This is a genomic window from Shewanella holmiensis (assembly GCF_025370255.1).
GTDB lineage: Bacteria > Pseudomonadota > Gammaproteobacteria > Enterobacterales > Shewanellaceae > Shewanella > Shewanella holmiensis.
In genome coordinates this window covers 149,930-173,093 of record NZ_JAMTCD010000008.1, presented here as the reverse complement: position 1 = coordinate 173,093, position 23,164 = coordinate 149,930, and the positions used below count along the sequence as shown (strand labels likewise).

General features: G+C 40.3%; 15 protein-coding genes and 1 pseudogene. 7 read left to right on the top strand and 9 right to left on the bottom strand.

The features are described 5' to 3' along the window. Window positions 1-419 (bottom strand): annotated as a pseudogene (locus NE535_RS08750) (transposase family protein); the annotation flags it as partial. A 569-nt stretch (window positions 420-988) separates the two neighbouring features. Here NE535_RS08750 and aguA point away from each other — a divergent pair. The 7 genes from aguA to NE535_RS08715 all read left to right on the top strand — a co-directional run bounded on the left by aguA (window position 989) and on the right by NE535_RS08715 (window position 9,508). After that, window positions 989-2,101 (top strand): agmatine deiminase, encoded by a 1,113-nt coding sequence (gene aguA / locus NE535_RS08745; RefSeq protein ID WP_261298250.1) that lies wholly within the window; start codon window positions 989-991, stop codon window positions 2,099-2,101. Window positions 2,102-2,222: 121 nt separating this feature from the next. Next, complete coding sequence (locus NE535_RS08740; RefSeq protein WP_261298249.1) at window positions 2,223-3,926, top strand: amidase; 1,704 nt, start codon at window positions 2,223-2,225, stop codon at window positions 3,924-3,926. Window positions 3,927-4,126: 200 nt separating this feature from the next. Continuing rightward, window positions 4,127-4,936, top strand: a complete 810-nt coding sequence (locus tag NE535_RS08735) for a RecX family transcriptional regulator (protein ID WP_261298248.1) — start codon at window positions 4,127-4,129, stop codon at window positions 4,934-4,936. Window positions 4,937-5,176: 240 nt separating this feature from the next. Next, entirely contained in the window at window positions 5,177-5,863 is a 687-nt protein-coding gene (locus tag NE535_RS08730; protein ID WP_261298247.1) for a pseudouridine synthase, read from the top strand. A 272-nt stretch (window positions 5,864-6,135) separates the two neighbouring features. Further along, window positions 6,136-7,296 carry an HlyD family secretion protein gene (locus NE535_RS08725; RefSeq protein WP_261298246.1) on the top strand — a complete coding sequence of 387 codons (1,161 nt, stop codon included), beginning with the start codon at window positions 6,136-6,138 and terminating at the stop codon, window positions 7,294-7,296. After that, a complete protein-coding gene (locus tag NE535_RS08720) occupies window positions 7,286-8,326 on the top strand; it encodes a DUF2955 domain-containing protein (protein WP_261298245.1) in 1,041 nt (346 codons plus the stop codon). The genes NE535_RS08725 and NE535_RS08720 overlap by 11 nt, the downstream gene beginning before the upstream one ends. 66 nt (window positions 8,327-8,392) lie before the next feature. Then, window positions 8,393-9,508 carry an AI-2E family transporter gene (locus NE535_RS08715; RefSeq protein WP_261298244.1) on the top strand — a complete coding sequence of 372 codons (1,116 nt, stop codon included), beginning with the start codon at window positions 8,393-8,395 and terminating at the stop codon, window positions 9,506-9,508. 155 nt (window positions 9,509-9,663) lie between these two features. Here NE535_RS08715 and NE535_RS18710 read toward each other — a convergent pair whose 3' ends face one another. The 8 genes from NE535_RS18710 to NE535_RS08680 all read right to left on the bottom strand — a co-directional run bounded on the left by NE535_RS18710 (window position 9,664) and on the right by NE535_RS08680 (window position 23,099). Then, complete coding sequence (locus tag NE535_RS18710) at window positions 9,664-10,098, bottom strand: MBL fold metallo-hydrolase (RefSeq protein ID WP_342454506.1); 435 nt, start codon at window positions 10,096-10,098, stop codon at window positions 9,664-9,666. Then, window positions 10,088-10,525 (bottom strand): MBL fold metallo-hydrolase, encoded by a 438-nt coding sequence (locus NE535_RS18705; RefSeq protein WP_342454505.1) that lies wholly within the window; start codon window positions 10,523-10,525, stop codon window positions 10,088-10,090. Before NE535_RS18705 ends, NE535_RS18710 begins: the two co-directional genes overlap by 11 nt. A gap of 30 nt (window positions 10,526-10,555) precedes the next feature. Further along, window positions 10,556-13,621: an efflux RND transporter permease subunit gene (locus NE535_RS08705; RefSeq protein WP_261298243.1), complete on the bottom strand. Its 3,066-nt coding sequence runs from the start codon at window positions 13,619-13,621 to the stop codon at window positions 10,556-10,558. Further along, a complete protein-coding gene (locus NE535_RS08700; protein WP_261298242.1) occupies window positions 13,618-16,869 on the bottom strand; it encodes an efflux RND transporter permease subunit in 3,252 nt (1,083 codons plus the stop codon). Before NE535_RS08700 ends, NE535_RS08705 begins: the two co-directional genes overlap by 4 nt. A 12-nt stretch (window positions 16,870-16,881) precedes the next feature. After that, the gene (locus NE535_RS08695; protein WP_261298241.1) at window positions 16,882-17,949 is read right to left on the bottom strand and encodes an efflux RND transporter periplasmic adaptor subunit; all 1,068 of its coding nucleotides are present in this window, start codon (window positions 17,947-17,949) and stop codon (window positions 16,882-16,884) included. A 313-nt stretch (window positions 17,950-18,262) separates the two neighbouring features. Beyond that, window positions 18,263-19,819, bottom strand: coding sequence for a SpoVR family protein (locus tag NE535_RS08690; protein WP_261298240.1), 1,557 nt, complete (start codon window positions 19,817-19,819; stop codon window positions 18,263-18,265). Window positions 19,820-19,827: 8 nt separating this feature from the next. Beyond that, window positions 19,828-21,099 (bottom strand): YeaH/YhbH family protein, encoded by a 1,272-nt coding sequence (locus NE535_RS08685; protein WP_261298239.1) that lies wholly within the window; start codon window positions 21,097-21,099, stop codon window positions 19,828-19,830. A 65-nt stretch (window positions 21,100-21,164) separates the two neighbouring features. Further along, the gene (locus NE535_RS08680) at window positions 21,165-23,099 is read right to left on the bottom strand and encodes a PrkA family serine protein kinase (protein ID WP_261298238.1); all 1,935 of its coding nucleotides are present in this window, start codon (window positions 23,097-23,099) and stop codon (window positions 21,165-21,167) included. Window positions 23,100-23,164: the final 65 nt, after the last annotated feature.

Genomic DNA, 23,164 nt, shown 5'->3' with positions numbered 1-23,164 from the left:
ACCCAAACATACGTCACGTCGCCACACCACACTTGATCTGGTTGGGTAACAGCAAACTGTCGATTAAGCGTAATAGGGATAGCGACATGCTCTTGTGTTGCTTTCCTATAAGCATGCTTAGGCTGCTGACAACTCACTAATCCAAGCTTGAGCATGAGTTTACGAGCTCGATAACGACTGAGTTTAATCCCTTTGTTCGTCACTAATTGCGCTATCGTTCTAGCATCGGCAGAGCCATTACTAATACTATGCGCGGCCTTCACTTCACTGCATAAAATGGTAAAATCAGCATCGATATGGTCTTTTCTTTTTAGCCAATATTTATAGCTACTTCGATGCACTTTGAATGCATTACAAATTGTAAGAATAGAGTGGCTCTGCTTGAGTTGGCTGATTAGCGCAAATTGTTCATCGAGTCTGTAGGTGGCCAAAATAACTATGCCACTACAGTTTTACTATCTTCGTTATCGTGATCTAGTCGATTAGATTGTCAATTGATACGTCTGAACAAAGCATTGCCTTTGCCATGTTTTGAATTGTTATGGTAAAACCAGTTTATTATTACAAGACACGATAGGGCAAAATTTAACCCAAATGTTATGTTTTTTGGCTAATGTTAAAGCTATTCACTTTGCTACGTAATGAGCTAATAAAACATCAATTGATGAAGTTTCTTCATATCAGCAAGTAGGTATAAAAACATATCATTAGCTGTGATTTATCATTAATCATCCCCACATCCATGTTATCGCCTAAAAATTCATATCAATGTTCTACATTCAACTATTTAGCCTAGGCAGTCTTAAGTGATATGATATATAACTGTATGCCTACTAAGCTAAAACTGTGTCAGTTGAAACGTGACAATATCGGCCTTTTTTGTATGGCAATTGCGATAATTTGATTTAAATTAGATGTATTTTTATTCTTCCGCCCTATATGAGGGCGCAGCCTTTAGATTATTTCAGCATTACTGGAGACAAATCTCATGACCAACGTGAATGTGGATGCCGCTATGTTAACGACTAAGCCATCTCAAGATGGATTTAGCATGCCTGGTGAGTGGGCACCGCAGCAAGCGGTATGGATGATTTGGCCACATCGTCCAGACAATTGGCGCTCAGCAGGTGCTTATGCTCAGGCGACGTTTGCTAAGGTTGCAGATGCCATAGCTCCAGCAGCACCTGTTTATATGGGCGTACCTAAAGCATTTTTAGCCCAAGCTAAGACTGTTATGCCGTCACACGTTACTTTAGTTGAAATTGATAGCGATGATTGCTGGGCTCGTGATACTGGCCCTACTGTTGTCGTCAATTCCAAGGGGGAATGCCGTGGTGTTGATTGGGGATTTAATGCTTGGGGCGGTTTAAATGGCGGTTTGTACTCGCCATGGGATAAGGACGAACAAGTCGCACAAAAGATGTTATCTGTGCATGGTTTTGAGCGTTATCAAGCGCCGCTGATCCTTGAAGGTGGATCAATTCATGTCGATGGTGAAGGTACCTGTTTGACCAGTGTTGAATGTTTACTTAACAGTAACCGCAACCCTGATCTAACCCGTGAACAGATAGAAGCATTACTATCTGACTATTTAAATGTGCAACAGTTTATCTGGTTAGAAGAAGGCGTTTACATGGATGAGACCGACGGACATATCGATAATATGTGTTGTTTCGCTCGCCCTGGAGAAGTGATTTTACACTGGACTGATGATCAAACAGATCCTCAATATCCTCGTTCAAAAGCGGCTTTAGAGGTTTTACAAAATACGGTTGATGCACAAGGTCGTAAGTTGAAAATTCATTTATTGCCACAACCAGGTCCTTTGTATTGCACAGCTGAAGAAGCGCAAGGTGTAACCCAAGGTTCGGGTGTGCCTCGTACAGCGGGTGAACGTTTAGCCGGTTCTTATGTTAACTTTTTAATTACTAACCAACGAATTGTGTTCCCACTGCTTGACCCTCTAACGGACGATATTGCTGCACAAAAATTGCAGGAGATTTTCCCTGAGTATGAGATTGTTGGCGTACCAGCCCGTGAAATCTTATTGGGTGGGGGTAATATTCATTGTATTACCCAGCAGATCCCTTCAGGGCGATAAATAAAAACCAAGACCAATATGAAGACAGTGAATAATTAATCACTAATCACTGTCTTTGATGATATCTATCTTTTAGAGCATTGATCTTCTACACAATTGCCTTTCAATAAGAGGTCGTAACATGTTTGAAGTAACTGAAGTTTCCATTGCTGAGCTGCGTGCCGCCCTAGAGTCCGGTCGTACCACTGCAGTTGAACTGGTTAAGTCTTATCTCGCAAGGGTGGAAGCTTATGACGGCCCAGCAACAAACACCAAGCTAAATGCGCTAGTGGTTCATAACCCTGACGCCATAAAAGAGGCTGAAGCTTCTGATGCGCGCCGCGCTAAAGGCGAAACACTGAGCCCACTTGATGGCATTCCTTATACTGCAAAAGACAGTTATTTAGTGAAGGGGCTTACGGCCGCATCTGGCAGTCCTGCATTTAAAAATTTAGTAGCCCAATACGATGCTTTTGCGGTCGAGCGTCTTCGCGAGGCTGGAGCCATATGTTTAGGTAAAACTAATATGCCTCCTATGGCAAATGGTGGCATGCAACGCGGTCACTATGGTCGCGCCGAAAGTCCATACAATGCTGATTACTTAACAGCACCCTTTGCATCGGGGTCTTCAAATGGCGCTGGCACCGGTACGGCTGCAAGTTATTCTGCTTTTGGTTTAGCAGAAGAAACCTGGTCGAGCGGTCGTGGGCCTGCATCAAATAATGGTTTGTGTGCCTATACTCCGTCACGGGGCGTTATTTCTGTGCGCGGTAACTGGCCGTTAACACCGACTATGGATGTTGTGGTGCCTTATACCCGTACAATGGCAGATATGCTTGAAGTACTAGATGTTATTGTTGCTGATGATCCTATTACCCGTGGCGACTTATGGCGTTTACAGCCTTGGGTAGACATCCCTAAAGCATCAAGTGTGCGTCCACAATCTTATTTAGATCTGGCAGCGCAAGCTGACTCCCTCAAAGGCAAACGTTTTGGTGTGCCACGCATGTACATCAACAAGGACGAATTGGCTGGCACCAGTGAAAATCCTGGCATAGGTGGTCCTACTGGCCAGCGCATTAATACCCGCGCATCGGTGATTGATCTTTGGCAAGCTGCCCGTAAAGCGCTTGAATCTGCCGGATCTGAAGTGATTGAAGTGGATTTTCCATTGGTATCAAACTGCGAAGGTGATCGCCCTGGTACGCCGACGGTATTCAATCGCGGTATTGTGACTCCTGAGTTTCTTGATGATGAGCTGTGGGCATTATCCGGCTGGGCTTTTGATGAGTTTTTACGTGCCAATAATGACCCTAAATTGAATAAACTGGAAGATGTGAATGGTTATTTGATTTTTCCGCATGATCTTGGCACCTTGCCAAATCGTGAGGGCGACCTTGCCGCAGGCATGGATGAGTATGTCAATATGGCTAAACGGGGTCTAAAATCCTATAACCAAATAGATAGCATTCCAGATGGTCTGCGTGGTTTAGAAAAAACCCGTAAGCTGGATCTGGAAGACTGGATGGACGAACACAAACTTGATGCTGTGTTGTTCCCAACGGTGGCTGATGTTGGGCCTGCAGATGCACATGTTAATCCTGTGTCTGCTGATATTGCCTGGAGCAACGGTATTTGGGTGGCTAACGGCAATCTTGCTATTCGCCATTTAGGTGTTCCGACAGTTACTGTGCCGATGGGCGTGATGGCAGATATTGGCATGCCTGTGGGTTTGACTTTTGCAGGCCGTGCTTATGACGACAACAACCTACTTAAATTGGCAGGTGCGTTTGAGGCAACAGGCAACAAGCGCATGGTCCCGCCTCGCACACCATCACTGAGTTGATAAATAGTTAATTAATATATATCGAATTAATCACTACTCACTTTTGACAATCGGGATTGGCTTCTTAAACCAATCCCGTTTTTGTATTCAAAGATAAATTCAGCCTCAACCTTCAAATTTTAGTAATCTTGATAGTGGATTTGAGCTCAAAGTGAGTTCTGCTAAACTGGTCATTTACTCAATCGGTCAAATAATTCGTTATGAAGCAAAAGCCATTACGCCAAGCCACAACCATTGATAACGTTTTCAGCAATGCTTATTGGCATCTTGCTCAACAAGACTTTACCGTCAATGAAATCCGCACCAAGCTTGAACGAAAAACTGACAATCAACAGTGGATTGAAACCGTCATCACCCAGTTAGTTGATAATGGTTATTTAAAAAATGACTATGAGTTTGCTATTCGTTATTGCGAGTTGGCTTTTAGCAATCAATTGGGTAAAGGTGCAATAAAACGTAAATTGCAATTGCGCGGGCTAAGTATCACTGACATAGATAATGCGATTGAACAAGTGATAGAGCAGCAAAATATCGATTATTATGCTTTGGCCACATCAAGGCTGCTCAGTAAGTTTGATGATTTTCATCATACTAGTCGAGAGAAAGTCTTTAGCCAAATGACCACTAAAGGGTTTTCGCGTGCTGAAATTGAACATGCATTAGCACAGCACCCGCAGCGGGACACTTTACGAAGTAAATTGGCCATAAAAGCCGATAAAGTCGATTTAAAGGCAGAAATTATTAAGCTGTATAAAAAAGGTAAGGGTAAAACATTAATTTTGCAGGAGCTAAAACAGCGGCTGGTAGATATGAGTGAATTTGAAGACGCCCTGTACCAATTAGAATTAGCGGATGAATTTGATTTTTACTTCAGTTGTAAAAATGAGTTAGCAAAAAAACGTTACGATTTATCTGATTACAAACAAAAGTCTAAAGCCTATGCTTATTTAAGCCGTAAAGGCTTTGATAGCGATCAAATAAAATATGCTATGTCTGATGAAGAGAAATAATACCCACGTTTAACATCATTGATGTTTGCTTTTGGCGCTAATCCACTGGGCACAATATGTGGCTTTGCAATTGATTGGTATCGCAAAGACTCAGGGCTATTATCACGGTAAACCAATGGATCAAGCTGCCGCGTTAGCGCTTTTATCTACCTAATCCATAATGTTGCAGGATCTAGAGTAGATCTGAATCTTTCCTAATCTAATGGTAAACAACTTTGAATCTGGACAGTAACAAATCACATGCGACTTGATAAATTTGTGCTAAAAAGTACTCGATTAACAAAAACCGAGGTTGTTACTCAAATTTGTGACGGCAATGTGTCAGTAAATGGCGTGGTAGAAACAAAAGTAAATTGTCAGGTACATGAAGATAATAAGATTGAGCACAATGGGGCTCTACTTGTAACTAGACCATTTCGGTACCTGTTAATGCATAAGCAAACTCACACCTTAAGTTCTAACCTTGATGGCCATTATCCATCTTTACTGTCTTCGTTAAATATTGCGGATAAAGACGAGTTACACATAGTCGGGCGATTAGATGCCGATACGACAGGTTTGGTATTAATAACCGATGATGGCCGTTGGTCCTTTAACATTACCCGACCGCAGAGTCATTGCCCTAAAGTGTATCGAGTGACATTAGCAAAGCCGATTTGTGATGAGGCCGTAACGAAAATCCAACAAGGCATACTCTTGCAAGGTGAAACGAAACCGACATTGGCGGCTAAAATAAACATCATTAATGATTATGAAGTGAAATTAACTATCACCGAAGGCCGTTATCATCAAATCAAAAGAATGTTTTTTGCTGTAGGTAACCGCGTCAACAAATTACACCGTGAACAAATTGGCCAAGTTGTGCTAGATATCCCTACAGGAGAATGGCGGCTATTAACCCATGCCGAAGTGATGTCGTTTATCTAATATTGTTCTATTGGCGTTGATTATTAACTTGTTAATGCGATTGCCAATGTTAAAAATGTGCCACAAAAAAGCAGCACATCATTTTACAAACACTCTAATTTATAACTACTGCAAGTCACTGAAGACTAATAAAAATAGTTTAAATTACATGGAAATATCTTTGAGATTTAGCTATTTTATTAAATTATATGAATTAACAATTAGTTGCCGAGTCACCGGCTTAGTACACAGGGTCGGTATGCTTTAAGTTAGCCAGATTACAAAGGATTTTTATGACAACTAACAAGCAACAATCTTCAGATACACAAGTTACAGATAAAACAGAAGAGACGACGGACGTTTCAACGCAACAACTCGCACAGGATAATGCAAAAAACCTCAATATTAGAAAAGTCACCAACATTATTTTACTCGTCGTATTTGGCATATTCATATTTCATCTAATTGCAGACAGGTTTATTCCAATTACCGATTTAGGGCGTGTCAGAGGATTTATTGTCCCTATTACGCCGCAGGTATCTGGAGAAATTATTAAAATTTCTGTATCCCCAAATACGCCTGTCAAGAAGGGGGATGTACTGGCACAAATTAATCCCATTGATTATGAGATTGCGCTGCAAACTGCAGAGCAAAATGTGACTAAAGCGGGTCAAAACATGGGGGCGTTAACTGCCAATGTCACCGCCTCAGAAGCGAAAGTAACTAACGCTCAAGCCAATTTAAAAAATGCCCAAGTTCAATCTAAACGTATTTTCGCGATGGTGAAAAAAGGGGTTATGTCAGAAGCGGATGCAGATAATGCCCGTGCTGAACTGACAAGCGCCGAAGCTGGAGTGGCCAGTGCAAATGCAGATCTTGCCAAATCAAAAGAACGTTTAGGCAGCGAAGGTGACAATAACACTAACGTAAAATCAGCTTTACTGGCACTTGAGCAAGCTAATATCAATTTACAAAGAACAAAGATAATTGCTCCAAGCGATGGCGTAGCGGCAAACTTTAGACTTAAAGAAGGCGTTTATGCAGCTGCTGGTCAGCCTGTAATGACGTTTATTTCAGCTGAGGATGTATGGATTGAAGCCAGTTTTCGTGAAAATAGTTTAGGTAATATGAAACCGGGCGATACTGCGGAATTTGCACTAGATTTTGCACCAGGGAAAATTTTTAAGGGTAAAGTTGCTTTTATCGATTATGGTGTTGATTGGGGCCAAAATGAACAGAATGGTAAACTCGCTCAAACTGCTGGGCAAACAGGTTGGTTACGTCAATCACAGCGATTTCCTGTAACGATTAAATTTGATGATGATGTCGCAAAAGGATTTAAACGGGTAGGTGGGCAGGCTGATGTCATCGTTTACACCGATGACAGTAGTGTGGTGAATGTGTTTGGGCGTTTTTGGATTAGATTAATCAGCTGGTTGTCTTATGTCCGCTAATCATTTGCTTCTAGATAGTGCTCAAGCACAGCGCATTCTTAATCGTCGGGTATTAAGATTTGCTTTAGGCATTGGTATTGCGATTGCTATTTCGGCGATTTTTTCCTGGCCTTTGGCTTATATAGTGCCTGTTTTTGTCGCTAAATTTTTAGTCGATCGGCAAGCACCAACCATTCAAACCGTGTATGAGTTATTAATTGCGATGCTAGTGACGATGGCAATTGGCTGGTTAGTCAGTAATGGACCAACTCATTATCCTTCGGTTTTGTTGCCATTGATCGCTATTGCAATGCTATGGGCATATTATTTATTCAGTGATCCTAAATGGAACTTCTTCGCATTAATTCTCATTGTCGCCTCGATAGTATTACCTTATTTAGCGGTGCTTCATCCTGGTGCATCCATGTTAGTGGCCTACGGATTGAGTTTATCTGGCGTAGTGTCGGTATTGATTTTTGCGTTATTGCATGTATTGCTGCCCGATTTTGCTGAGCAAAAGGACCAGCATCAGCGGTCTGAATTAGATAGCGAATCTCGTGAGCATGAGGCATTTCGCGCATTGATATTGGCCTTCCCGATAATCTGTTTTTTTTATTTACTTGAGATCACTGGCGCATTACTGACTATGATCATGATAGCTATTTTGTCGCAACAAACAGCCGGTAAAAAAAGTGTTAAAGTCAGTTTGTTTTTACTGATCACTAACGGAGTAGGTGGTTTATTAGCTATCGTATTTTACAATTTTTTAGTCACTGTGCCGACTTTGCCATTCTATGTTGCATTATCGATGCTTTGTGCGATGATTTTTGGCTATAAAATTTATAGCGAACCGTTAAAATCGGCTATTTATGCTGGCATATTCTCAACGCTTTTAGTTGTCGTTGCTTCAACCGCAGCTTCTACAGATGCAGATGTTGCTAGCAATTTTTATGTACGCTTAGCCCAAATATTTCTAGTTGGTGTGTATATGGTTATTGCCTCTTATTATTTAGAAACGCGCAATTGGGCATTTTTGAAAAAACGAAAATAATTATCTAAACTTATTTAATAATATTAAAGATTTAACAAATACTTAAATTAACCAAAGGATTGATAAATGAATTCAAAAAATGATTTAACTTCAGGTACTTTTACCCATGCGGTAATTGATGCAGCAATTAAGGTTGCCCTGATATTTGTGATGGTAATTTGGTGTTTTCAAATTATTAGACCTTTTTTAATGCCCATTTTATGGGGAGGCATTATTGCCATTGCGCTTTATCCTATCGTGATGGTGTTAGCTAATAAGTTAAAATTATCAGTGGGTAAATCGAGTTTGGTTGTCACCTTATTTGCCCTATCAATATTGATAGTTCCGAGTGTGTTGTTTTCTGAAGCCCTCGTATCAGGTACAACAGATTTCGTGACAGAAATAAAAGAGGGAACTTTTGTTATACCGCCGCCAAAAGATTCAGTTGCTGAATTGCCTGTTATAGGTAAAAAGTTGCATGAGTTTTGGCTGCACTTGTCTGTAGATCTACAAGACGTTATTCATGAAAATAAAGAGTACATTACCCATTTTTCCGCTTCTGCAGCTTCGGCCATAGGGAGCTTTGGCTTAACCGTTTTACAATTCTTGATTTCGATTATTATTGCTGGTGTATTTATGAAACATGCTGATGGTTCTGGGAAAATGTTTTATAAAATCGCGACCAAATTAGCAGGAAGCCACGGCAATGAATTTGCCTCACTTGCGGTAGCCACGGTGCGAAGCGTGGTGCAAGGGGTTATTGGTGTCGCCTTTATTCAATGTATCTTAGCGGGTATTGGTATGGGGCTGGTTGGTGTTCCTGGTACAGGGATTTGGATGTTGCTGGTGTTAATTTTAGCCATTGTACAATTACCCGGGTTAATTGTATTAGGACCGATTATTGCCTATGTATACTCGGTTGAGAGCTCAACTGTGGCAACAATATTCATGATTTGGAGTTTATTGGTAGGCAGTAGCGACACATTCTTGAAGCCAATGTTAATGGGCCGTGGTGTTGATATTCCAATGCTAGTGATTTTACTGGGCGCAATTGGCGGCATGTTGCTATCAGGTATTGTGGGCTTATTTGTTGGCGCGGTGGTTTTAGCATTAAGCTATAAACTGTTCTCTGCATGGTTAGTGATTGAAACGACCGAAGCGCCAGTTGAAGATGCGAAAGAAACTGTTGATACTCAAGCGTAATAGACTACTAATAAATCGTTATCATTGACTGTTTAGCGCTTTTTTCATAAACGTGACATTTAATGGCTGATGATTTCATCAGGTTTTATAAAATACAAAATGGCCAATCTAACTGATTGGCCATTTTTTATTGTTACCAGTAATCAGTTAAATGGTTATAAATCTTTGTATAGGGTTTCTATCCATTTATCTTGATTGATAAATGCCCAGCTCCACGTTTTATATTGCTCTGGTACACCCATTCTTTTTATTTCGTCTAAGCTTAGGCCATTTACTTTATTTGACCTCATCCAATTTATGCTGTCATCCAACATGTGCTTGAATTTTAATAAATCACTTTTACTGGCCAAGTCACCATGTCCCGGAATAATTTGAGCATTATCATCGATTTTGGCGATAACAGCAGCTACATTATCTCGATAGCCAACAACAGAACCACCACCATCTAAATCGATGTAGGGGAACCTATCTTTAAAGAACAGATCACCCATATGAATCACATTGGCTTTTTTCCACTTCACTACGCTGTCACCATCGGTATGTCCTGGCCCTAAATGAAATACATCTAGCGTATCCTGGTTAAAATGAATGGAGATATGATCCTGGGGTGTTACCGTCGGACGATAATCGTTTTAATACATTGTGGTGAGCCACTATGGTGCCTTTTTCACCAAAGTGTGCATTACCCCCAGTGTGATCACCATGGTAATGCGTATTGACTATGTATTTTGGGGTACCCGCTTGGATCATATTCAGTGACGCGGTAATTTTGTCAGCCAGAGGTGCAAATTGGTCATCAATAATCAATAAACCATCAGATCCAGCAGACACTCCAATATTGCCACCAGAACCGACAAACATGTAGGTAGATTCAGTTAACTGTGTAGACGTAATGCTTACATCTTTGAACCTATCATCTGCCACACTTTGTCCTGCCAGCGTTATTCCTATAATTAACGCGCATGTTGATATGTTTTTTAATGGTTTCTTTTTATAAGCTAAAGTATTAAATAACATGATTTATCCTAAAATTAATTTCCAAATTAACTACACAGTCCAAGGTAGCAGTTTTTTGGCAAATTTGTCAGCAAGACCTAATCTTATTGCCGCGTTATGACGCAAGATATACAGTCCCTGATAACACAGTGGCACTAAGTATAAGCTTGTCACTGTGGAGAAGGTCAGTCCGCCAATAATTGCAATCGCCATAGGTGAATAAGGTGGACCCCCTCCGCCTATTTGGGTGTCGCCCATTGCTAAGGGCACTAATCCTAATACAGTGGTTGCAACTGTCATTAACACTGGGCGCAATCGAGTTATACATACATTGATGATCGTGTCTGACAACTTATCTAAACCCGGCGTCATTTGATTTATTTGGTCAACTAACACAATGCCGTTATTCACTACGATCCCCATTAGAATAAGGATCCCTATCATTGACATAACAGACATTGGCGTGGCTGTTACCCATAACGCCCAAAAAACTCCAGTAATAGAAAACAGAATAGAAGTTATAATTGCCGTTGGTAATAACAATGACTCAAATAATGCAGCCATAACGATATAGATCATCACAATAGCTAATAACATGTTAACAGCCATGATAGATTGGTCTTCATCCTGTCGTTCAAACCCACCACGTAAAGAATAGTTATAACCATAGGGGAAATTAACTGAATCCATGACTCGTGAAATCTGCTTTTGTGCTTCTTCTGTTGTCATGTCATCTAAATTAGCGCCTATGGATAATGCGGTTTGACGATTGTAATGTTTGATGCTGTCAAAACGCGGCACAATATTGATTTGCGCCAAACTATCTAAGGTATAAACACGATCATCTTTACGTAATATGGGGAGTTGCTTTAAGCGTTCCAATGAATACTGCCATGATTTATCGTAGGCCAGTTCAATCCTTAATTCGCCTGACGGATCATGTCTAAAGGATCTTAAAGGTGTACCTCTAAGTGCCAAGGCAATACTAGAGGCTACGTCATTAAGCTTAACATCGAGTCTGGCAGCCATTTCGCGGTCGACGATCACGACCACTTCTTGCTGGGCACTATTTACTTCCGAACGCACATCGACTAAACCCTCTATATCGTTTAATAAAGGCACAACCTGATTACTCAAACGAATAAGCTCAGAGGTAGACCGGCCAGTTAAAGTCACTCTGACGCCATTTTGCTCGTTACCCCAACCAAATTGCGGCGTAGCAATAGAGAACTTAGGAAATCCTTCCCGGATATTCTTCTTCAGTTCCTTCATGTCGATGTCTAAATCTTTTTGTAAAATAATGGTGGATTGCGCATCGTGGGGAGCGTAATAGCTATATACCGCATCAATGTGAAACTTTTCTTTGTTGGCATACAAGTAGGTTTCCATTTCAGACACTAAGGCTTCGGTGACACGCAGGGCATGTCTACCTTCTAATTGATAATTAATGTAAAGGCGATCATTACCTTCACCGTCACCTTGATCCTGTTGCACCATAGATAATGGTAAAGCGGTGGAGAGTAAAATTAACACTGAAACCACAGCAGAACGTTTAGGTCTTGCCAGTACCCAGGTCAAGCTGTTGTGATAAAACGCTGCTAATTTTCCCTGTTTCTCATTTAGGTTAATATCAAAGTGAAATGTATTTAACATCAATGGAATAAGTGTTTTAGCCACTAATAATGACGCGGCTAACGAGATACAAATGGCGATCGCCACATGCTCAAGAAAAATAGTTAGCTGTACTTTTACCCCAAAAATATTAGGTAAAAACACAATTGCGGTCGTTAGCGTTCCAGCTAACACAGCAAGCGAGACTTTATCTACACCCGCTAATACCGCGGTTTCGTTAGCCTTGAGTTGCTTGGTATCATCGATATGGCCAGCTTGTTTTTCCTGTAAAACACTTTCTGTTACGACAACAGCATTATCAATCAACATACCAACGGCCAATAACAGACCCATCATGGAGAGAATATTTAAGCTATAGCCCAGAAAATACATACCCGCTAATGTCATACAAAGTGAAATAGGGACTGATGAAACGACGACTAAGGTCATTTTCAAATTACGCAAAAATAAATACAACACACCAAATGACAATAGGGCACCTAACAGACCAGATAGGAGTAAATCCTGTAATGATGATTTAACTCCAAAGGCCTGATCTTCCATAATAAATAATTTAACGCCATTAAATTGTTTATCTTGCTTTGTCTCTTCGATGACTTTCATCACACGATCGGACACTTCAACTAAATTGGCCCCAGACTCTTTGAATACATCGACACCGACAGCGTATTTTTGGTCTAAATGACGACCTTCAATTTTTTCAGGTAAGGCAAAATTAATTTTAGCAATATCCCCAAGAGTGATCCCAGGGATAAGGACTAAGCTACTGATGTCATCAAGGTTGGTGAATTCACCTTTAGGAGACACTTGAAACACGTTACCATCGCTTCTTAACGTGCCGGCATTGATAACAAAGTTTTGTGAGAGTAAACGATTCTGTAAGATTTGATTGCTGATACCACTGGCAATTAATTTGTCAGCATCGATTCGAATATCAATCTGTTTTTGTTCCACACCATACAAAGTGACCTTAGATACTCCATCAACACGCTCTAGGGGCTTACGTAGCTGTTTATCAAGTAAATCGAACGCATTGGAAAGTTCTTTTTCACTGGATATACGTATAGTAAGCACAGGCATATCAGCTGTTGAAAATTGCTGAATAATAACCCGCTCTACATCTTTGGGTAATAAATGTCTTACCGAATCGATTTTTTCACGGGCTTCTAAACTTTTCGTGGCAACTTTTTCACCCCACTTTAAATTTAGCTGAATAAAGGCGCCATCTTGAGTCGAATCTGAATGAAGCTCTTCTATACCCCCTATAGTGGCGAGGGCTTCTTCAAGTACTTTGGTGATATCCCGTTCAACTTCTGCAGGGCTTGAGCCTTTGTAAGGCACCTGTACCATAATTTGCGGAATATCAATTCCAGGAAACATCTCCAATGGCAACATTCTGCTAGCCGCCATGCCAAACAGCATAATCGCAACAAAAAACATGCTGGTAGTCACGGGACGTTTTAACGCCAGTTTGGTGATATTCATAGCTTTACCTCCGAATCCGGTGTTAACTCGGAAAAGGCGGCGTAATTCTTACGGTCAAATAAACCGTATAAGCATGGAATAACGAGAAGCGTCAGTAAAGTAGATAAAAGTAGGCCAAAAATCACCGTAATTGCCATTGGTGCTCTGACTTCGCTACCATCACCCATACCTATCGCCATAGGTAATAAACCTAATGCCGTGGTCAGTGTAGTCATAAGAATAGGGCGTAAACGTGATTTTGCTGCTTGCTCAATAGCATGAAGTTTATCCATACCATCTACACGTAATTGATTGATACGATCTACCAGCACAATGGCATTGTTAACCACAATACCCGCCAACATAATTAAACCAATGAATACTACAACACTTAGGTGAGTGTTGGTGATAAATAAGCCCAGAATACTACCGGCAACGGCCATAGGTATTGCGATCAAAATAAGTAACGGGTGTAGTAATGACTCAAACTGACTTGCCATTACCAAATAGACTAAAAATATGGCTAGCACTAAGGCAATTTTCAATGAGTTAAATGAATGTTCCATCTCTTCATTTTGACCACCAAAGTTAGTTTGAATCGATGAAGAAAATTGCTGCTGATCCAATATTAATTTTGCTTCGGCTACAGCGTCACTTAAATCACCGAAACCGAGGTTTGCCGATACAATCGCTACACGTTGTTGGCTAATGCGGTTAATCGCTGAAGGACCAACTTGTAATTGAATGTCTGCTACCGCACTTAACGGAATAGGTTGTGAGCTATTAGGATTAATGATTAACGCATCTATATCAGATATTTGATCTCGTTCTGATAATTCACTGCGAACCAAAATGTCGACTTTACGATCACGAACAGTATATTGACTGGCAACAGTACCACCGACACGCTGTGCGATACGGGCTGCAACTGTTGGTGCATCCATGCCCAGCGCGGCAAGTCTTTGATGATCAAATTGAATACTGATCTCCGGCTGCCCATCACGTAACGTAGTATTCAAATCGGTAAATCTTGCCGATTGTGCCAGTGCATCAACGAGTTTATCTGCACTGCTTTTGAGTTGAGCTAAATCGTAGCCAGACAATTCAATTTCTAACGGAGTTTTAAAGCTAAATAATTCTGGCTGTTCAATTTTTGCATCCAACTCAGGGATCCTTTTAGCGGCTTGTCGCAATATAGCTGTGACAGATTCAAACGCTGTAGGATGAGCAAGAACGACCTGAAGTCGACCCCAGTTCTCTCCGCCTCTAGCTGTATCGGAGGTCATAAGTCCGCCACTTCCTGCCTGGCTGAAAGTGTGCTTGACGTCAGGATTGCCACTAATCGTCAGTGCTAGTTGCTGTAAAACTTTATCTGTTTCGCTGACCTCTGTGCCAGGTGGTAATAACAGTTCAACATAAAACTCGCCTTGATTCATAGGTGGGATCAATTCCATCCCTAATTTAGGCAACAAACTACCTGCACCAAGGGTAACCCCTAGAGCGACGAGTAATGTCAGTATTTGATGTTTGAGCACATGGTTAAGTAAATGGTCGTACACTTTCGCTATTGCGTTATAACCATAGTTAAATACTGTTGCTAGTGGGCGCATGACAAGGCCAACTAACCAACTTACAAATCGGACAATCACAATGCTAAAGGTCAGTAAACCCGCAGGAATATATCGAAACAGTAATTTAAATGGCCAACTGATAACAGCCGAAGCGTAATAGCCGAATTTTCCATATCGAGTTGTAGGTATTACTACTGGCACAGCCTCATTAGACGGTGGCAGACTTTTGAAACCTTGACGCGAGGCTAACATTGGAATGGCTGTTAATGCGATAAACAGCGATGCCAGTAAGGCGAAAGTCACGGTAAGAGCCTGATCGGCGAACAAGGCGCCAGCGATTCCATCAACAAAGACTAAAGGAACAAATACCGCCAATGTTGTGAGGGTTGATGCCACAATTGCGCCAGAGACTTCTTGGCAACCAGCAACAGCAGCGTCCATTTTGCTTAAGCCCTGAGACTGATATCTGTCAATATTTTCAAGCACGACAATCGCATTATCTACTAATAATCCAATGGCTAATGCAATTCCTCCCAACGACATGATATTGAGACTAATATCAGCAAAGTACATCATGTTAAATGTGGCAATAACAGAGAAGGGGATTGAGATGGAAATAATTAACGTTGCTAGAATATTACGTAAGAATAAATAAATGACTAACATAGCCAATATGCTACCAATTAGCGCTGAAGATGTGACTTCATTTACGGCACTTTCGATAAATTCAGATTGGTCATAAATAATGTTGAGTTGTTTATTTTCATCAGCGTTATTGATCTTTTCTAATTCTGCTTGCAATTTTTTTGCTACAGTAACAGTGTTTGCATCACCTTCCTTATAAATCGCTAACTCGATAGACTCAACGGCACCAATTCTTGTAATATCACTACGTTCTTTATACGCGTCACTGATTTGTGCGACTTCACTTAAGCGTACCAAAGTCTGCTCATTACGAAAAACAATCACATTTCCTAACTCTTCCAGTGAATTAAATTGATTCAATGTTCTGACTAAATACTCTTTGTCACTTTGAATCACTTTACCCGCTGAAAGATTAATGTTTTCTTGATTGATCCTTTGTTTAATATCATCTGCATTTAAGTTTAATTGCGCGAGCTTTTGCTGGTTCAATAAAATATGTACTTCTTGCTCAAGTCCCCCTGACAATCTAACCGCTGCTACACCTGACAGAGCTTCTAAGCGACGTTTTAACTCTTCTTCAGCAAATGTACGCATTTGCTTAAGATTGCTATCAGTAGCATCAGGCACTGAAAACGCTAATCGCATGATTGGATCAAGGTTAGGGTTAAACCTTAATAATAGCGGTTTATTGATATCTAGTGGCAACTCAATTGTGTCAAGTTTTTCTCGTACCTCTAGGCTTGCCATGTCCATATTGCTGCCCCATTCAAACTCGAGCACCACATCTGACATACCAGAGCGAGAGATAGAGCTGATTTTTCTTAAACCCTTAACTACGCCGACAGCTTCTTCAATTGGCTTTGAAACCAGCTGTTCTATTTCAACCGGTGCAGCGCCATCGTAAGCCGTGCGGATAGTGACGCTTGGGTAACTTAAGTCTGGCAGTAACATGACTGCAAGTCGGCTAAATCCAACCATACCGAATAGCATAACCGCAAGCATGAACATCCAAACCGTCACGGGACGATTAACAGAAGTGTTAATGATAGACATAAAATCGCTCCGTTATCTAATAGCCGCAACATTTAAAGGATTAATCACTTCTACAAGAGATTGATCTTTCAGGTTTTGTTGGCCACGGATGACGATTTGTTCACCGACAGCAACGCCCGATATAATTTCAACGGTATTATCTTGACGATACCCAAGGCTGACGACTCGACGTTCTGCGATTGTATCTTTAATGACATATAATGCTTGGGTATCATCCTGATTAATTAGCGCGTTATATGGCACCGTTATCACATCATCATGAGTGTCGTACTTAATTTCGACTCGAGTAAACATTCCGGCTTTTAAAAGGGCATTTTTATTGGGTACAGACAAGGTTACTTTAAACGTGCCACTTTGGGCATCAACAATTGGGCTTATCCTAAGCACAGTAGCATCGACCATATTGTTATCATGTTGATTTTGGCGAACACTTGCATGTTGGCCTAAGCGAAGGCTAGGAAGCTGTTGCTCTGGTAAATGCACGATACCGTGGAGTTCGTCTTGGTTAACCACATAGAATAGTTCGTCAAACTCACGCACCATGTTGCCTTGTTTAACATGTCTTTTAGCAACAACACCATTAATTGGCGACACGATACGACTTTCTTTGACTTGCAGCTCGGCCAAATCGCGCTTTGCAATAGCGGCTTGCAGATTAAATTCGAGTTTAGCCATAGTGTCTTGGCTAATAAACTCTTTGTTAGTCATTTTGCGTAAGCGATTTAATTCTTGTTCAATAATTTGTACTTCAGCTTGCGAACGGTTGAAGTCATATTGCTGACGCTTAGCATCTATTATTGCTAATACTTGTCCTGTGGTAACACGGTCACCTTCTTCGACATTAATGTTTTCAATTAATCCAGAAATTCGCGTCATAACGTGAGCTTCTTGAGGCGCTTCTAACGTAGCAGTAGTGCTGTAGAAAGACGATACATTGCCCTGTACAACTAATGTCGTTTCAACGGGAACAGCAAATTTGTCTTCTTCTTTTGCCTGTTCTTCTTCTCCATTACAACCCGCTAGCATCACTAAACAACAAAAAGGGATAATAAATTTTTTTACTGATTGAATCCTGTCCATGGGAACCTGCCTTAAATAAGTTAATCTGTGCTACGTTGCGAATTAAACCAATTTAGCTTGTATTAGCCTACGCCGTTTATTGGCTTCGTCACGCTGATTTTTGTAACAAATGTTGATTTATTGTTGAGTGTAAAGCAGGAAGTATGCCAATAATTATTATTGTTTATTTTCAGGTGGTTATCGATTGGCTTTTGGTCTTGGGAAATCTGGTTAAGTCTTTTGTAGTGAGAACAATAACATGTTAGTCATAATGACTAACATGTTTTCGATAATTCACTCATGACTCAATTTTATCTCGGGGGATATAAGTAAGTTATATCGTAACCTGGGTGTAGGTAGAAGATGTTACTGATTCTGTAGGTGCTTTAATTTCAGGGCAGGTTGCTAATATATTAATATTATCACTTGCGTCAATTTGCTCTAAGCTCACTTTGAAGCCCCATAAACGGTGTAAATGTTTTAAAACTTCATTAACGTTATCCGACAGTGGAATATTATTGTGCGGGGTATAGCGTAAGGTTAATGATCTATCGCCATTAATCTCTACATTTTGTACCTGAATATTTGGCTCAATATTTGATAAGTTGTATTGTTGTGACAACATATTGCGTATTTCTTGATAACCACTTTCATCGTGAATGGCAGAAACATGAATAAATGATCGTTTCTCATCATCTAAAATGCCGAATAACTTGAAGTCTCGGATCACTTTTGGCGACAAATACTGGCTAATAAAACTTTCATCTTTAAAGTTTTTCATTGCAAAATGTACTGTTGTTAACCAATCACTGCCAGCGATATCAGGGAACCAATGTTTGTCTTCTTCTGTAGGGTTTTCACATATACGTCTAATGTCGACAAACATACTGAAACCTAAAGCGTATGGGTTTATCCCATTGTAATATGGACTATTATAGACAGGCTGAGCTACCACCGCGGTATGACTTTGTAAAAATTCAAGCATAAATCTGTCAGTGACTTTACCAGTGTCATATAAATGGTTGAGTATGGTGTAATGCCAGAATGTCGCCCAACCTTCGTTCATCACTTGTGTCTGTTTTTGTGGGTAAAAATATTGAGCCATTTTTCTAACAATTCGGACTATTTCTCGTTGCCAAGGCTCAAGTAATGGCGCGTTTTTCTCTAAAAAGTAAAGGATGTTTTCCTGTGGTTCTGATGGAAATTGTTTACGTTTGGTTTCAATATGCTCGTGATTGCTGGTGGGCACTGTACGCCATAAATCATTAACCTGGCTCTGTAAGTATGCCTCTCGATCTTTTTGTCTTGCTTGTTCTTCACTAAAAGAAATTTCAGAGGGGCGCTTGTACCTATCGACACCGTAATTCATTAAAGCGTGACATGAATCAATGGTAAGTTCGACTTGATCGACGCCATATTTAAGTTCGCATTGGTGGATATAGTTTTTAGCAAACACTAAATAATCAATGATAGAGCTAGCATCTGTCCAAGTTTTGAACAAGTAATTATTTTTAAAGAAACTATTATGGCCAAAACTTGCGTGTGCCATGACTAAGGCTTGCATCGTTATGGTGTTTTCTTCCATAAGGTATGCAATACACGGATCTGAGTTAATCACGATTTCATATGCCAAACCCATTTGGCCGCGTTTATATCCTTGCTCAGTCTCAATAAATCGTTTGCCAAACGACCAATGCGTGTAACCAATCGGCATACCTATTCCTGCATAGGCATCCATCATCTGTTCAGCAGTAATAATTTCAATTTGATTGGGGTATGCATCAATGTTAAAAAATTTTGCCGCTTTTTCAATTTCATCAAGATAGGCTTGCAGCAGGTCGAAAGTCCATTCTGGGCCATCACTTAAAGGCGAACGGGTAGATTTATCCATAGTGCCTCCTAAACAGCTTGTTTCTTAAAGAGTTCTCTAAATACTGGGTAAATATCATCAACTTGCTTGATATGTTGTACTGCCATGTTGTCAAAGCTTTGTTGTAACTGTTCATATTCTTGCCACAATGACTGATGAGCCCTATGGGTGATTTCGATGTAGCTGAAATATCTGACTAACGGCAGAATGTGTTTAGTTAATAGGTTTTTACATACAGGTGAATCATCCGACCAATTATCTCCATCTGATGCCTGCGCGGCATAAATGTTCCATTCATTTGCAGGATATCTTGCTTGCTGGATCTCGTGCATCAATTTTAAAGCACTAGATACAATGGTGCCGCCAGTTTCTTGTGAATAGAAAAACTCGTGCTCGTCAACTTCCTTGGCTTGTGTGTGATGACGTATGTAAACAACCTCTAAATTTTTATAAGTGTGGGTTAAAAATAGGTATAACAAAATATAAAATCGTTTCGCCATATCCTTGGTGGCTTGATCCATAGAGCCAGAAACATCCATTAAACAGAACATTACCGCTTGGCTAGAGGGCTTTTCTTTTTTTGTATAGTTGTTATAACGTAAATCAAACGTATCGATAAAAGGCACTTTAGCAATTTGTTTTTTGAGTAATTCAATTTGCGCTTTTAAATCAAGGATCAATTCTGCTTTTGAACCGGGTGTGTTTTCTAATTCAAACAGTTGTTGTTCTATTTGTTTAAGTAGTTTCTTTTTGCTGCCACTCATGGCGATTCTTCTTGCTAGAGAAGAACGTAAAGAACGGACAATATTAATATTTGCCGGTACACCGTCGTTGGTAAAGCCTGCTCTAAAAGTTTGGTATTCAATCAATTTATTCAAACGATTTTTTTGTAAATTCGGTAACTCCAAATCTTCAAACAGTAGTTCAAGGTATTCATCTTTAGATATTTGAAATACGAAGTCTTCATTACCTTCACCCGAATCAGAGGCATCACCTTTACCTGAGCCTCCGTCACCTTGTCCACCTTGAGGCCGCTCAATTTTGTCGCCTCGATTAAACTTATCGTTACCAGGGTGAACCATCTCACGACTTCCCCCTTTACCTTGTCTAAAAAGGGGCTCGCTGATATCTCGAGTGGGGATACTGATTTTCTCGCCTTTATCAATATCCGTTACACTGCGCCTTGTGACCGCATCACTGACAGCTTTTTTAATTTGTTTCTTATATCTTTCGATAAATCGTTGGCGATTAACTGTGCTTTTTCCCTTTGCATTTAACCGTCTATCTATAAAATTAGCCATACGCACCTCCCAAGCCTAAATGCAGGCTTTACGTCACTAAACTGCAGAGTAAAGCCTGTGTTGGGTTATGATGATTTACGCACGCGTAAATACCATTCCGACAGCAATCTGACTTGTTTCTTGGTATAGCCTTTATCCATCATCCGATTTACAAAATCATCGTGTTTTCGCTGGTCATCGTTAGATGTTTTGCCATTAAATGAAATCACTGGAAGTAAATCTTCAGTATTGGAAAACATTTTCTTTTCAATTACGGTACGGAGTTTTTCGTAACTGATCCACAGTGGATTATTACCTTCATTATTGGCTCTAGCTCTAAGCACAAAGTTGACTATTTCGTTACGGAAATCTTTTGGGTTGCTTATTCCTGCTGGTTTTTCAATTTTTTCGAGTTCCGCGTTTAATGCGCCTCTATCGAATAGTTGTCCTGTTTCTGGATCTCGATATTCTTGATCTTGGATCCAAAAATCTGCATAAGTAACATAGCGGTCGAAAATATTCTGTCCATATTCAGAGTAAGATTCTAAGTAGGCGGTTTGAATTTCTTTACCGATAAACTCAACATATTTAGGAATGAGATATCCTTTTAAAAACTCTAAATATCGCTCACTTAGTTCATTTGGAAACTGTTCCTGCTCTATTTGTTTTTCAAGTACATAAAATAAGTGCACTGGGTTGGCGGCAATTTCAGTGTGATCAAAGTTGAATACTTTAGATAGAATTTTAAAGGCAAATCGAGTAGATAATCCATTCATACCTTCATCCACACCTGCGTAATCACGGTATTCTTGGTACGATTTTGCTTTAGGATCGGTATCTTTTAAACTTTCGCCGTTATAGACCCGCATTTTTGAATATATTGACGAGTTCTCTGGCGGTTTAATGCGCGATAACACACTAAATTGCGCTAGGGTTTCTAATGTACCTGGTGCACATGGCGATTGAGATAGTTCCGAGTTTGTTAATAATTTTTGATAGATCTCCATTTCCTCAGAAACTCTAAGGCAATAGGGGACTTTAACGATATATACGCGATCTAAAAAGGCTTCATTATTTTTGTTGTTTCTGAAGGTAGACCATTCTGACTCGTTACTGTGAGCCAATATGATCCCTGTATAAGGCAAAGCGGATAAACCTTCGGTGCCGTTATAATTGCCCTCCTGAGTTGCGGTTAATAATGGATGCAACACTTTTATCGGTGCTTTAAACATTTCAACAAATTCCATTAGCCCCTGATTCGCGCGACATAATGCGCCCGAATAAGCGTAAGCATCGGCATCATCCTGAGAGAAATGCTCTAATTGACGTATATCAACTTTACCGACTAATGCTGAAATATCCTGATTGTTTTCATCCCCTGGTTCAGTTTTAGCAATCCCAATTTGGTCTAGAATAGAAGGATAAACTTTAACTACTCTGAATTTAGATATATCACCGCCAAATTCATGTAAACGTTTTACAGCCCATGGGGACATGATCGTTTTTAAGTAGCGATGAGGAATATTATATTCTTGTTGCAGTAAGGCGCCGTCCTCGTCTAAATCGAACAAGCAAAATGGATGGTCATTTACTGGGCTTCGCATGCCATTGGCGCTTAATATGTAGATAGGTACATGTTGGATAAGCGATTTTAGCTTTTCTGCCAGAGATGATTTACCACCACCTACGGGGCCGAGTAAATACAGGATTTGCTTTGACTCTTCTAAGCCTTGTGCCGAATGCTTAAGGTAAGAAACGATTTGTTCAATTGCTTCTTCCATGCCATAAAAATCTTTAAAGGCAGGGTAACAAGAGATAAGACGGTTTGAAAAAATGCGGCTTAACACAGAATTTTTTGATGTATCGACAACTTCAGGTTCGCCAATGGCCATCAATAAACGTTCTGCTGCAGATACGTAAGCACTTTTATCTTGCTTACAAATTTCAAGAAACTGCTCTAAGGTATATTCCTCATCAAGCTTTTTCTGGTAACGTTGTTGGTAATGTTCGAAAATGCCCATAATAACCCCCTAAAACATCAATGCCGGGATGGCAACTTAACGCGAGACATTAGCTAATTTGGGGC